The following is a 13,217-nucleotide window of genomic DNA, read 5'->3' on the forward strand; positions in this document are numbered from 1 at the left end:
CATGGCGCGTTTAAGACGTTTCCTTGATCGTATCGAACCCCAGTTCCAGAAGGGCGGCCCCTACGAGAAGTACTACGCCCTCTATGAAATGGTCGATACCTTCATTTATTCACCGGCTGATGTGACCCGCGGCTCACCGCATGTGCGTGATGCCATCGACCTTAAACGGGTGATGAGTTACGTGGTCGTGGCGACCTTCCCGGTATTACTGCTAATGTTGTGGAATACCGGCTTCCAGGCCAACTCGGCGATGGCCGCGATTGGCATGAGCGAACCGGATGGCTGGCGTGCTGCGCTGATGAACCTGTTCGGTCTGGGCTACAACCCGGAGAGTCTGGTCGCCAACATGTTCCACGGGCTGCTCTACTTCCTGCCGATGTATTTCACCACCCTGCTGGCGGGGGGTATTTGCGAAGTCATCTTTGCCGCGGTGCGTAATCACGAGGTCAACGAGGGCTTCCTGGTCAGTTCCATGCTTTACACCCTGACGCTGCCGCCATCAACGCCGCTATGGATGGTCGCATTGGGCATTATCTTCGGTGTGGTGCTGGGTAAAGAAGTATTCGGTGGTACCGGTAAAAACTTCCTCAACCCGGCTCTGACCGGTCGTGCTTTCCTTTACTTTGCCTACCCGGCAGCCATGTCAGGCGATGCTGTTTGGACCGCCGTTGATGGTTACACCGGTGCCACGCCACTTTCTCTGGCAGCTTCAGGTGGTGTGGAAGCAATTCAGGAAGCCGGCTACAGCTGGTCACAAACTTTCTTCGGCATGATGCCGGGCTCGCTGGGGGAAACCTCGACGCTGGCAATTCTGATTGGTGCAGCGTTCCTGATATACACGCGGGTCGCCAACTTCCGCATTATATTCGGCGTATTCCTGGGCATGGTCGCCACTACCCTGCTGTTCAACCTGATCGGCAGTGACACTAATCCGATGTTCAGCGTACCGTGGTACTGGCATATGACTATCGGCGGCCTGGCCTTCGGCATGGTGTTTATGGCCACCGACCCGGTGTCGGCGGCAATGACCGACAAGGGCCGCTGGATTTACGGCTTGCTGATCGGCTTTATGGCGGTGCTGATCCGCGTGGTCAACCCGGCCTTCCCGGAAGGCATTATGCTGGCCATCCTGTTCGGCAATATGTTCGCGCCGCTGATCGACCACTTTGTGGTGCAGGCCAACGTTAAACGCAGACTAAGACGAAGTGAAGCCAATGGCTGATTCAAGCAAAAAGAAAGGATTACTGGGCGGCCTGCTGGCACTGCCCAACGATGATCCCAAGAAAACCCTGTTTATCGCGGTCATGCTGTGCCTGGTTTGCTCGATCCTGGTATCAACCGCCGCGGTCTCGTTGAAACCAATCCAGACCAGCAATAAAAAGACCGATATCAAACGTAACATCCTCGCGGTGACCGGCCAGAGCAACAAAGCCGGCAGCGTCGATGAATTGTTTGAGCAGTTTGATGTCAGGCTGGTCGATTTAAGTCAAGGCAGCTATGCCAACACCGATATTGACCCGGTCAGCTACGATCAGCGTAAAGCCTCGGCTGATCCGCAGATGAGCGTCAACATCAAAGACAAACAGGATATTGCCGGCATCGGCAGCCGCGCCAAAATGGCGCCGGTATACCTGTTGACTGAGGGTGACACGATCAAACAAGTCGTGCTGCCGGTTCATGGTTACGGCCTGTGGTCGACGCTATACGGCTTCCTGTCACTGGAAGGCGACTTCAACACTATCAAGGGTCTGCGCTTTTACGAACATGCCGAAACCCCGGGTCTCGGTGGTGAAGTTGATAATCCGAAATGGCGGGCCCAGTGGGAAGGCAAAAAAGTCTTTGATGAAAACGGCGATGTCGAAATCCGCGTGATCCGAGGTCATGTCGGCAAAGACTCACCCGAAGCCGAATATAAAGTCGATGGCCTGTCCGGTGCCACCCTGACCAGTAACGGCGTCACCAACCTGCTGCAATACTGGCTGGGCGAACAGGGCTTTGGTCCTTACCTGAAAAACATGCGTTCCGAATTGGGGAAATAACAGATGGCAAGTGAAGCTAAATCCAATGTTATCGATCCGTTAGTCGACAACAACCCGATCACCCTGCAGGTGTTAGGGATTTGTTCGGCCCTGGCGGTGACTACCAACATGATGTCATCGCTCATTATGTGTATTGCCTTGACCACGGTGTGTGCCTTCTCCGGCATGTTCATCAGTGCCATCCGCAAACACATTCCGAGCAACATCCGCATCATCGTGCAGATGACGATTATCGCCTCGCTGGTCATCATCGTTGACCAGGTGCTCAAGGCTTATGCCTATGAAGCCAGCAAACAGTTATCGGTGTTTGTGGGCCTGATTATTACCAACTGCATCGTGTTGGGTCGCGCCGAAGCCTACGCGATGAAAAACCCGCCGATGCTCAGTTTCCTCGACGGTATCGGCAATGGCCTGGGTTACAGTCTGATCCTGATGGGCGTGGCTTTCTTCCGCGAACTGCTGGGTGCCGGTAAGCTGTTCGGTCATCAGGTGATTCCGGTGGCTAATGAAGGTGGCTGGTATGTGCCCAACGGCCTTATGCTGCTGCCGCCAAGCGCGTTCTTCGTCATCGGTCTGATGATTTGGGCAATTCGTACCTGGAAGAAAGAGCAGGTGGAAAAACCGGATTACCAAATCCACCAGGTTCACCGGACGGAGGTACTGTAAATGGAACATTATCTCAGCCTGTTCGTCCGCTCGATTTTTGTCGAGAACCTGGCACTGGCCTTCTTCCTGGGCATGTGTACTTTCCTGGCGGTCTCCAAAAAGATTGAAACCGCGCTGGGCCTGGGTATCGCCGTTATTCTGGTACAGACCATTACCGTGCCGGCCAACAACCTGATTTATCAGTACCTGCTCAAAGACGGTGCTTTGGCCTGGGCCGGTCTGCCGGAAGTCGATTTAAGCTTCCTGGGTCTCATCAGCTACATCGGCGTGATTGCCGCCATGGTGCAAATCCTGGAAATGGCGATGGATAAATATGTGCCCGCGCTTTACAACGCGCTGGGTATCTTCCTGCCATTGATCACGGTCAACTGTGCCATCCTCGGCGGCACCCTGTTTATGGTCGAACGTGACTACAATCTCGCTGAAAGCGCGGTCTACGGCGTAGGCAGTGGCTTTGGCTGGGCGCTGGCGATCACCGCGATTGCCGGCATCCGGGAAAAACTCAAATATTCCGACGTGCCTGACGGCCTGCAGGGTCTGGGGATCACCTTTATCACCGCGGGACTGATGGCGCTTGGATTTATGGCATTTTCGGGGATACAGCTGTAATGGAAATCATACTCGGTATCGTACTTTTCACCATGATCATCATGGCCCTGGTGTTTATCATCCTCGGGGCCCGTTCCAAGCTGGTGTCGACCGGTGATGTGTCTGTTGTTATCAACGACGAGAAAACCATTACCACCCGGCCGGGCGGCAAGTTACTGGGCGCGCTGGCCGATGCAGACATGTTTGTCTCCTCAGCCTGCGGCGGTGGCGGCACCTGTGGTCAGTGTAAAGTCAAAATCTTTGAAGGCGGTGGCTCCATCCTGCCCACCGAGGAATCGCACATCACCAAGCGTGAAGCCGCTGACGGTGAACGTCTGTCCTGCCAGGTTTCAATCAAGCAGGATATGAAGATCGAAGTGCCGGAAGAGGTATTCGGCGTCAAGAAATGGGAGTGCACCGTTCGCTCCAACCACAACGTTGCGACCTTCATCAAAGAACTGATTCTGGAACTGCCGGAAGGCGAAGACGTGAACTTCCGCGCCGGTGGCTTTATCCAGATTGAATGTCCGCCGCACACGGTCGAGTACAAGAACTTCACCATTGAAGATGACTACAAGGGCGACTGGGACCGCTACGATATGTGGCGCTATAAATCCGTGGTCAAGGAAGATGTGGTCCGTGCCTACTCCATGGCCAACTATCCGGAAGAAAAAGGCATCGTGATGCTCAACGTCCGGATCGCGTCCCCGCCACCGGACAACGATGATATTCCGCCGGGTCAGATGTCTTCCTACATCTTCGATCTGAAAGAAGGCGACAAGGTCACCATTTCCGGTCCCTTTGGTGAGTTCTTTGCCAAAGATACTGACAAGGAAATGGTGTTTATCGGCGGTGGTGCCGGTATGGCGCCAATGCGTTCGCATATCTTCGACCAGCTGGGACGTCTCAAGAGCAATCGCAAGATGACCTTCTGGTACGGTGCCCGTAGCCTGCGTGAAATGTTTTACACCGAAGACTTTGATCAACTGGCCGCGGAAAACGACAATTTCACCTGGAATGTGGCGCTGTCTGATCCGCTTCCCGAAGATAACTGGGAGGGGTACACTGGCTTTATCCACACGGTGCTGTATGACAACTATCTGAAAGATCATCCGGCACCCGAGGATTGTGAGTTCTACATCTGTGGTCCACCGATGATGAACTCGGCAGTCATTAACATGCTGGAAGACCTGGGTGTTGAGCGCGAGAACATCATGCTTGACGATTTTGGGGGCTAAATGACGACGTTTATTGCTGCTTTTGTTCTACTGCTACTGATTGTTGCCGGCATGGCCGTTGGCGTTCTGTTCGGTCGTTCGTCAATCAAAGGCAGCTGTGGCGGACTGAACCAGGTTGGTCTCAGCGGAAGCTGTGGCGGCGCCTGTTCCGCCCAGGAAAAAGAAGAATGTGCCCGCCGCAAGGCGCAATAACAATAAGGTCACAGGAGAGAAGCCATGCTCGCACCATTGAAAGTCAAAGACTATATGAATGGCACCAAGATCACGTTCACGCCTGATATGGACGTGCTGCGGGCGATTCACCAGTTAATCGAGTTCAAGATTTCCGGTGCGCCGGTGATCGACCATCATGGCAACCTGATTGGCTTCTTATCCGAGAAAGACTGCATGCAGGTCGCGCTCAATGCCGCCTATCAAGGCGAAGCGGCCGGAAAAGTCTCTGAATTCATGCATGAAGGTTGCAACACCGTCGATGTCGATGCGTCCATTATTGATGTCGCCGAGACCTTCCTCAAAACCGCATTCAAATGCCTGCCGGTGATCAAGGAAAACCGTCTGGTCGGTTCCATCACCCGCCAGAATATCCTCAAGGCGCTGGAAAAAACCGCCAATATCGAAAGTCACAAGAAACCAGCCAAGCAATCCACCAAACAGCAAATCCACGTCAGTAGTCCCTGAGCTCAGGACTTGCTGCTCTGTTATAAAAACAGCTACTTCGGTAGCTGTTTTTGTATCTGCACCCGCGCTACACTGGCAATCACAGCGCAATAACAGGAGAGCGAGATGCAACTGGTATTTCGTGCCGGCAATATTCTGGAAGCCCACATTGTGGCAGGTCTGCTTAACAGCCACGGTATCGAAAGCCATGTCGGCGGTCATTTTCTTCAGGGTGCAGTAGGCGACTTACCTGCCAGCGACTTTGCTTATGTCTTCGTTGATGAAGATGACATGGCGCAGGCTGAGGCGATTATCGCTGACTACGAAAACGATCAACTCTGAGAGCATTGGCCCTGCTCCAGAGGCATAGTCATTAACAGGCCATACTGTGCACGCTCCATTGTTTTCCCCGGGCATTTTTTACCTGACTGCAAATTGATGTAAGCTTGGTCTTTAGTTTTTTTAACAAGAAGACAAACCATGATCTACAACAGCATTCTCGACACCATTGGCAACACACCGGTTGTCCGTCTCAACAATATCGCTCCCGACCATGTGGATATGTTCGTCAAAGTGGAATCCTTCAACCCGATGGGTTCGGTCAAGGATCGGCTGGCCTTTGCCGTCATTGATGATGCTGAAAAACGCGGTGAACTAAAACCCGGCCAGACTGTAGTTGAAGCCACCTCGGGTAACACGGGCATCGCTCTGGCCATGGTCTGTGCCGCTAAAGGCTATCCTTTTGTCGCCACCATGGTGGAAACCTTCTCGGTCGAGCGTCGTAAAATCATGCGCGCACTGGGCGCCAAGGTCATCCTGACCCCGGCCGCTGAAAAAGGCACCGGTATGGTCAACAAGGCCAAAGAACTGGCCGACAAGCATGGCTGGTTTCTGGCCCGTCAATTCGAAAACCCGGCCAACCCCGCCTTTCACCGCAACACCACCGGCCCTGAAATTTTGTCTGACTTCGCTGGCAAACGCCTTGATTACTGGGTCTCAGGCTGGGGGACCGGTGGCACGCTGACCGGTGCCGGTGAAATGATCAAACTGGCCCGGCCCGACACCAAGATTATTGCTACCGAACCGGCGGCCGCTTCCCTGCTGGCTGGCGGCGACTGGAATCCACACAAGATACAGGGCTGGACGCCGGACTTTGTGCCCGATGTGCTTAACCGTGATGTCCACGACGAGCTCTACCCGGTGACCGATGAAGAAGCCAAGGACTGGGCACTGCGACTGGCCAGTGAGGAAGGCATATTTGTCGGCCTGTCCTGTGGTGGTACGCTGGCAGCAGCCATGAAAGTGGCCGAAAAAGCTGAACCGGGTTCTACCATCCTGGCGATGCTGCCGGATACCGGTGAGCGTTACCTGTCGACCTATCTGTTTGAGGGTATGAACGAAGGATCAGACGATGACTGGCTGGCGGCGCAGTAATCGCTAAAGGCGATAACAATAATAGAAAACCATCGTTTTACTTGTTTTTTGGTGTCAGCCACAATGTACTCAACGTTAACGGAGAGGCCCGTTAACGCACCTTCTATTAACAGGAGAAATGATTATGTGGACTACACCAGAATACTCGGATATGCGTTTCGGTTTCGAAGTCACCATGTACATCGCTAACCGCTAAGCAACAGTCTCGCCACCTTTAAAAAGCCCCTTCCCGAGGGGCTTTTTTTATTGCAGGACGCCCGCCACGGCCACTGACCAGCAACAGGTATGGTCAGCCCCGGCCACAATATAGCTCTGAACGTTATCCAGCTTTTTCAAATTGGAAAGATACGAGGTCAATACCGAACCCGGCACCACTTCATCACGCTCGCCAATCAGATGAATCTGCGGCACCTTCTCCAGCGCCTGGCTGAAGTCGATAGGGTTGAGGGAACCACTTAGCGGATCAATCTGGTTGAAATCAGTCCAGCTTTTATGGTCCAAATTACCGGCCACCGTGACTAACTGCTCAATATCGTCACGAATAGCCGCTGCAATGCTGGCGACCGTACCGCCGCCGGAGAAGCCAATCAGACGCACTTTCTTCGCCTGGTAGCGGAGCTTCATGGCAGAAATGGCACGATTCATCGAATGCACAACCCGCCCTGAATAGCGATGCGAGGTCCAGACATCCTTGCCACAGGTATTCGTCCGGCTGGCCTTCAGATACTGACATGGGCGACCAAGATAGACGCTGTTGCCACCAATATCCTTGGCCATCTGTAGCGCCACGCCGGGCATACCATCGCCTTCAATGAAAATATTGAGCACGTCTGTGCGTCTTAACTCGGGAGGCGCAAAGCCCATCACGATATGTGGACCGCCAGTGAGTATCAGCCGGTTCCATGGCACAAAATCATCCGCTTGTACGCTGGGTAAAACCAGTGACATTATCAGTATGAACCATCTCATAACTCACCTCTCAACGAGTTGTGTCATACCTGCTTTTGCATAACTGGTGCCAGTTTTTTTCAGTGCCATCAGTAAGATGCGGGAAAAGCCTCCGTCAGTGCCTTTATTTTTTATTCTCCTGACGGCAAAAACCCTTTACTATCGGCCCATGACCAGTTATATCAAATACTACGACCCGGACGGTGAGTATTTTTTTGTTGAAGGCTGCTTTATCAACGAATTATCCAATGGTGGCCTCGACCCCGATGTGTCAATCGCGCGTGCCAGAGTGACACCCGGCGTCACGACACAATGGCACCGTCTCAATCAGACCACCGAACGTTATGTGATTCTTGAAGGCGAAGGGCAGGTTGAGATCGGGGACGGCGCACCAAAACAGGTCAAAATTGGCGATGTGGTGATTATTCCGCCCCAAACACGACAGCGGATCAGCAATACCGGTGAGCAGGATCTCATCTTCCTGGCCATCTGCTCGCCACGTTTTCAGGAAAAGAATTATATCGACAGCTGATCAGCTCACACAGCTGACAGTGTAGAAGATATACCAGATGAGTAGTGGAATCGCACTGGCACTGAGCAGAATGATCCACAGCAGGACCAGGGCAACGCGGCCACGGAGCACGGCGCTCTGGCCCTCAATGACCCGAACATCGCGGATTACCGGCGTACCCGGCGGCGGAAATCGCTGCGTCCTGACGACCTTATTGGCATGCTTTATCAGATAGCCACTCAGGACAATGATCGGCGCCACCGGTATCAACATCAGCAAAAACGCCAGGTAGTGGTGCTCAACCAGCAACTCGGCATGGCTTTCAATCCACGGGGTGATATTGCCCATTGTGCCCTGCAGCAGGAAAAACAGCACCGCGCCGACCAGCGCCCCAACCAGGATGCCCCGTATCGCCTTGCGCCGTGCTGCAGGGTCGGCTTTCTGGATTTGCACCATTTTATGCCCTCGTCCGCTTATTAGCCGTTCATGATAGCAAATCAGACGCGCGCTTCTGCTTGCGCAGCCACATCGCTTGGGCGCATGATGAAGTTGTCAGACCAAGGCAGGCTATGACAACTCAAATTAGCAAATTCTCAACCAAAGCCGGAGGATTAAGCGATGCAGCTGCCTATTCAGATCAACTTCCGTCAAATGGAACCCTCCGAAGCCCTGGAAGCCAAGATCCGTGAAAAAATTCAGGGGCTGGAACAACTCTATGACCGAATCACCCGTTGCCACGTGATAGTGGAAATGAGTAACAAGAATCACAACCAGGGCAACCTGTTCCATATCACCATTGACCTGCGCGTCCCCGGCAAGGAACTGGTCGTCAGCCGCGACCCGAAAAACCATGCCCATGAGGATGCTTACGTCGCCGTGCGTGATGCCTTTGATGCCATGAAACGGCAACTGAAAAGCTATGCCCGGGTTCAGCGCGCTGAAGTCAAAACCCATGAAGCGCCGCCACATGGCCGTATTACTCACGTCTCCCCGACCCAGGATTATGGTCGGCTGATGACGCCCGATGGCCGTGATATCTACTTTCACCGTAACAGCGTGATAGATGGCGCGCTGGAACAACTGGAAGAAGGTATGGAAGTTCGCTTTACTGAAACTCAGGGTGATAATGGACCCCAGGCCAGTACCGTTAAGTTAGTGGGTAAGCATCATATCGTCTGAAACCCAAAACTGACTGATACCCTCACAGCACGCTGATCATCAGCAAAGCTCACCATTGAGATGGGCATTGCTTGTAACTATCCGCCGCTCATGCTGTCATTGATTATTCAGCACTCCATTAAAGCTAGAGGACGTTATGAAATCATTGCTCTCCGCCATTCTCGGCGCCTGTATGACTTTTCTGCCACAAGTCAGCGTCAGTGCAGACATTCAAAGCGCACTGACACACCCTGACCGCGACAACAGCAATATGCAGCGCGATCAATACCGCCACCCAGCACAAACACTGGAATTCTTTGGCATCAGCCCGGATATGTCCGTGATTGAAATCTGGCCGGGGCGGGGCTGGTATACCGAAGTGCTCGCGCCCTGGATAAAACAAGGCGGCGGTGAGTTTACTGCGGCAGCATTCCCCAAGGATACCGGCCCTGAGTGGCGACAAAATATTCAGACCCGTTATGACCAATGGATAGCCGGTGATCCTGATCGATTCGACCAGGTCAATGTCACCGTGTTCAGCGGCCCTGATAACTGGAAACTGGGAGAAGATAACAGCGCCGATGCTGTACTGACCTTCAGAAATGTCCACAACTGGGTCAAAGGCGGCTTTGCTGACACGGTATTCGATGCCATGTTTGCAGTGCTCAAACCCGGTGGCGTGCTGGGGCTCACTGATCACCGTGCCAAGCCGGGTACTGATCTGGAGACAATGAATTCCTCGGGTTATCTCACTGAGGAACTGGTGATTGAATTGGCTCAAAAAGCTGGGTTTGTTTTCGAGGAAAAATCCGAGATCAACAGTAACCCCAAGGATACGACTAATCACCCTGCTGGGGTCTGGACTTTGCCGCCTATGTTGCGATTGGGGGATAAGGATAGGGAGAAGTATTTAGAAATTGGGGAGAGTGATCGGATGACTTTGCGGTTTCGGAAGCCTGGGGAGTGAGTAGGTCAGGTTTCACGAGACCTTGCCTAATATGCACATAGTTTAGTTACCGGGGCCTTTTTCAAATAATGGCTACAGTGAGATTGTTAAAGACCTTAGCAAGACTAGCCGTAGACAAACTAGATTCGTTTGGATGGACAAACCTAGACATCCATAGAGATTGTTTGGTTTTGGTGTTAATTTAACTCTAAAGACAAAACACGTGCATGGTATCCACTAGTATATTTTGAGCTATCAACAAGTAACAACTTGGACAAGGCTTATCTTATAAATTACCATACCCACGGATCAATTATTAACTCTCAAGTCAACCACGGATGGATTAATGAAGCTGAGTGAAGTCAGTGACAAACTGGAACTATATATTTTGTCGCTCTGGCTGTTATTTTTCTTAATAATCCTTATAACACTCGATTTCCCAGTATGCTTTGACCCAGCTTGCTCTTTCATTGGCTGGTACGAACTACTATCAACGAACATAGTTCCTCTCACCGCATTTTTCATGCTCCTCTTGGGTATGTTTTTTTTCTTCAGGTTCGATTACAAAATTTCTGGAAGCAGCAAAATTCCTGCAAAAATTATTCGTATTGAGGACTTGAACTACGAACACCTTACGTTCTTAACCACATATATAATCCCATTAATTTGTTTCAACCTAACAAGCACGAGGTATCTACTTGCCTTAGGACTATTGTTAATCATCATTGGGATAATCTATGTAAAAACAGACAAGTTTTATGTAAACCCAACCCTAGCTGTTTTAGGTTTTCGGCTCTATAAGGTAAGTGTTCTTAGCCGCACAGGGAAAAAAGAAAACATTGTTGTAATAACAAAAGACCATCTAGGGGAACATGATCAAGTTCGTTTGCTTGATCTAGATGATAAAGTTAGTTTCGGAAGGAAGGTTAAATGACAATGGATGAACTAAAAAAACAAATATCAAATATTATCGGTAAAAGTACTTGTTCGGCTGAATTTTATTTTCTAATAGGTCATGACGATGATTTATCAGTCAAATCAGTTGATATCAATCATGATGACCATAATGAACTAGCTGATATTTTCATTCAGTCTCTAAGCGACCAAGTTCTCATGGATGATGAACTGACACTATTAGAGTTATCCAGTGCTGATAGCAGAAAAGACGTTATCTATCGATATGACCTCGATACAATTCCCGCACAGTTGGGCTCATTGAAAGATATTATTGAGACAGATGATTTTGAGGCATTTGATATAAGCTCGGATGACTTCTCAAATCTAGCTGGAATTTTAATATTGCTTGGTGATCAGGACACTCAGATTGCTCTGTATAAACACCAATACCCAGTATCTTTGCTCAAAAAAGACAGTGGCGGCTTTAATTTAATGAAGCCAAACGGTGCAAACAGACTGAAAAAACTTGATTCGGATATTCTTAAAATTAATGCCAAATTCGAGTTTTTCAAAATCAATGGTCAATACTACATCCTTGATTTAAAATCGCTCGAAAGATTCTTTGGTTTTCATGAAGCCATAAAAAATGTAGCTAAAGAAGGTATTGGAAACATTGAAAGTACTAATCTCGTGATGAACTGTGAACTTTTCACAGATCGGCTCGGAGATATTTCATTCGCGCGTAAGCTAGTAAAATCAGCTAAAAACTCGCCAGTATTAGGAATTATCCCTAATCACCAAATAATTTCATTTACCAAAACACACCCATCGCTCAAGTCAAAGTTTAAATATAGTGATGATGGCTCTCAGTTCAATTTAAAGACAAAAAAATCTCAAGAATTGTTTTTGAAACTCTTAAATGATGATTTTCTACAGTCAGAGCTAACAAAGCAATACTATGAAAGTATTGCAAAAGATAATATGGAAGCTCTTACAACAGTATCTTGATTAAACAACAGCTCCTAATACACACACTTAATCACCCTTAAGTCAGGGGTTTCCAGATATTGAGTGTGTACCTTAATTTTAGCAACAGCCTCACATAATAATTTCCACGCTAAAACCTAGCAGTGACCTACTTTATCGCCTACCTCCCTGTAGGCGGCCCTTCGGGATCCCTGCGATCGTGCAAAAAGATTCTTGGTTGACTGTATATGTGTTTGTAATAAGAACTTGCGATGAGTTCAGAGGTGACCTACTTTGTTTGCCCCATCCCTGGGGCAAATCGCTGCGCGACCTCCCTGTGGTCATCCCACATCGCTCCCGGCGATGTGGTCACATGGGGTGTTACCATGTTCAGGTAAGGTCACTGCAAAACTATCAGATATAAAAAAAGCCCATCTCAATATATTTGAGGTGGGCTTTTGTTTTAAAGTGACCTACTTTATCAGCCACATCCCTTTGGCTGACCCTCCGGGCTCCCTGTGGTCGTGCAAAAACATTCCTGATGTTTTTGTTATGTCCATGGATGGACGGTATGCCGCCAATGCAGGAGCAATTGGCGGTCACTGCGTTCAAGTAGGTCACGGTCTAAACTTCAGATAATAGAAAAGGCCACCTCACTAAGCTTGGCTTATTCTCCGACCTACTTTGACTGGGCACTTCCTGTGCCCAGCCCTTCGGGCGCCTAGCGGCGTCCATTATCGCTCCCGGCGATAATGTCACATGGGTATTTCCCCGACTCAAGACAGGACAATCCCAAACCTTGAGACAAAAAAATACCCGGGCCTCTATGAGGACCGGGTACGTATCAAGTCTTGGTTCAGCATTTAAGGTGACCTACTTTATCAGCCACATCCCTGTGGCTGACCCTTCGGGTTCGCTTCGCTCATTCAAAAACGCTCCCGGCGTTTTTGTCACATGGGGTGTTCACATGTTCGGGTAAGGGCACTACAAAACTATCAGATATAAAAAAAGCCCATCCGATTGGATGGGCTTCTTTTATATATAAAGCCTGGCAGTGACCTACTTTCACATGGGAACTCCCACACTATCATCGGCGCTGAGCTGTTTCACTGCTGAGTTCGGGATGGGATCAGGTGGTGCCAACTCGCTATGGCCGCCAGGCATAACTG

17 protein-coding genes and 1 rRNA gene are annotated in these 13,217 nt (G+C 50.4%); 15 read left to right on the forward strand and 3 right to left on the reverse strand.

What is annotated here, in order from left to right:
* Position 1: 1 nt before the first annotated feature.
* From Q0X64_RS01045 to pqqA, 10 genes are all read left to right on the forward strand, one after another.
* Positions 2 to 1,222 carry an NADH:ubiquinone reductase (Na(+)-transporting) subunit B gene (locus Q0X64_RS01045; protein ID WP_297807825.1) on the forward strand — a complete coding sequence of 407 codons (1,221 nt, stop codon included), beginning with the start codon at positions 2 to 4 and terminating at the stop codon, positions 1,220 to 1,222.
* Positions 1,215 to 2,039, forward strand: a complete 825-nt coding sequence (locus Q0X64_RS01050; protein ID WP_297807827.1) for a Na(+)-translocating NADH-quinone reductase subunit C — start codon at positions 1,215 to 1,217, stop codon at positions 2,037 to 2,039. The genes Q0X64_RS01045 and Q0X64_RS01050 overlap by 8 nt, the downstream gene beginning before the upstream one ends.
* Positions 2,040 to 2,042: 3 nt before the next feature.
* Positions 2,043 to 2,705, forward strand: a complete 663-nt coding sequence (locus tag Q0X64_RS01055) for an NADH:ubiquinone reductase (Na(+)-transporting) subunit D (protein WP_297807830.1) — start codon at positions 2,043 to 2,045, stop codon at positions 2,703 to 2,705.
* On the forward strand, positions 2,706 to 3,314 hold the full coding sequence (nqrE, locus tag Q0X64_RS01060; protein ID WP_297807833.1) for an NADH:ubiquinone reductase (Na(+)-transporting) subunit E: 609 nt from the start codon (positions 2,706 to 2,708) through the stop codon (positions 3,312 to 3,314). It abuts the gene before it with no gap.
* Complete coding sequence (gene nqrF, locus Q0X64_RS01065) at positions 3,314 to 4,531, forward strand: NADH:ubiquinone reductase (Na(+)-transporting) subunit F (RefSeq protein WP_297807837.1); 1,218 nt, start codon at positions 3,314 to 3,316, stop codon at positions 4,529 to 4,531. Before nqrE ends, nqrF begins: the two co-directional genes overlap by 1 nt.
* Positions 4,532 to 4,723, forward strand: coding sequence for a (Na+)-NQR maturation NqrM (nqrM, locus tag Q0X64_RS01070; protein WP_297807840.1), 192 nt, complete (start codon positions 4,532 to 4,534; stop codon positions 4,721 to 4,723).
* A 24-nt stretch (positions 4,724 to 4,747) separates the two neighbouring features.
* Positions 4,748 to 5,209, forward strand: a complete 462-nt coding sequence (locus Q0X64_RS01075) for a CBS domain-containing protein (RefSeq protein WP_297807843.1) — start codon at positions 4,748 to 4,750, stop codon at positions 5,207 to 5,209.
* A 105-nt stretch (positions 5,210 to 5,314) separates the two neighbouring features.
* On the forward strand, positions 5,315 to 5,530 hold the full coding sequence (locus Q0X64_RS01080) for a DUF2007 domain-containing protein (RefSeq protein WP_297807845.1): 216 nt from the start codon (positions 5,315 to 5,317) through the stop codon (positions 5,528 to 5,530).
* 138 nt (positions 5,531 to 5,668) lie between these two features.
* Positions 5,669 to 6,622, forward strand: coding sequence for a cysteine synthase A (gene cysK / locus Q0X64_RS01085; RefSeq protein ID WP_297807848.1), 954 nt, complete (start codon positions 5,669 to 5,671; stop codon positions 6,620 to 6,622).
* A gap of 124 nt (positions 6,623 to 6,746) precedes the next feature.
* Complete coding sequence (gene pqqA / locus Q0X64_RS01090; RefSeq protein WP_297807886.1) at positions 6,747 to 6,818, forward strand: pyrroloquinoline quinone precursor peptide PqqA; 72 nt, start codon at positions 6,747 to 6,749, stop codon at positions 6,816 to 6,818.
* 47 nt (positions 6,819 to 6,865) lie between these two features.
* Here the strand turns inward: pqqA and Q0X64_RS01095 are convergent, their stop codons facing one another.
* Positions 6,866 to 7,591: an alpha/beta hydrolase gene (locus tag Q0X64_RS01095; RefSeq protein WP_297807851.1), complete on the reverse strand. Its 726-nt coding sequence runs from the start codon at positions 7,589 to 7,591 to the stop codon at positions 6,866 to 6,868.
* A 97-nt stretch (positions 7,592 to 7,688) separates the two neighbouring features.
* Here Q0X64_RS01095 and Q0X64_RS01100 point away from each other — a divergent pair, with 97 nt between their 5' ends.
* Positions 7,689 to 8,102 (forward strand): cupin domain-containing protein, encoded by a 414-nt coding sequence (locus tag Q0X64_RS01100; RefSeq protein ID WP_297807854.1) that lies wholly within the window; start codon positions 7,689 to 7,691, stop codon positions 8,100 to 8,102.
* Here the strand turns inward: Q0X64_RS01100 and Q0X64_RS01105 are convergent, their stop codons facing one another.
* The gene (locus Q0X64_RS01105) at positions 8,103 to 8,537 is read right to left on the reverse strand and encodes a hypothetical protein (protein ID WP_297807857.1); all 435 of its coding nucleotides are present in this window, start codon (positions 8,535 to 8,537) and stop codon (positions 8,103 to 8,105) included.
* A 162-nt stretch (positions 8,538 to 8,699) separates the two neighbouring features.
* Between Q0X64_RS01105 and Q0X64_RS01110 the strand changes: the two genes are divergently transcribed.
* From Q0X64_RS01110 to kwaB, 4 genes are all read left to right on the forward strand, one after another.
* The gene (locus Q0X64_RS01110; RefSeq protein WP_297807859.1) at positions 8,700 to 9,260 is read left to right on the forward strand and encodes an HPF/RaiA family ribosome-associated protein; all 561 of its coding nucleotides are present in this window, start codon (positions 8,700 to 8,702) and stop codon (positions 9,258 to 9,260) included.
* Positions 9,261 to 9,396: 136 nt separating this feature from the next.
* Positions 9,397 to 10,206 (forward strand): methyltransferase, encoded by an 810-nt coding sequence (locus tag Q0X64_RS01115; RefSeq protein ID WP_297807861.1) that lies wholly within the window; start codon positions 9,397 to 9,399, stop codon positions 10,204 to 10,206.
* Positions 10,207 to 10,531: 325 nt separating this feature from the next.
* A complete protein-coding gene (gene kwaA / locus Q0X64_RS01120; RefSeq protein ID WP_297807863.1) occupies positions 10,532 to 11,119 on the forward strand; it encodes an anti-phage protein KwaA in 588 nt (195 codons plus the stop codon).
* On the forward strand, positions 11,116 to 12,090 hold the full coding sequence (kwaB, locus tag Q0X64_RS01125) for an anti-phage protein KwaB (RefSeq protein WP_297807866.1): 975 nt from the start codon (positions 11,116 to 11,118) through the stop codon (positions 12,088 to 12,090). Before kwaA ends, kwaB begins: the two co-directional genes overlap by 4 nt.
* A gap of 1,004 nt (positions 12,091 to 13,094) precedes the next feature.
* On the opposite strand, the gene rrf is transcribed toward kwaB, so the two are convergent.
* Positions 13,095 to 13,209 (reverse strand): 5S ribosomal RNA (gene rrf, locus Q0X64_RS01130).
* Positions 13,210 to 13,217 lie beyond the last annotated feature (8 nt).

Source organism: uncultured Methylophaga sp., assembly GCF_947259025.1.
GTDB lineage: Bacteria > Pseudomonadota > Gammaproteobacteria > Nitrosococcales > Methylophagaceae > Methylophaga.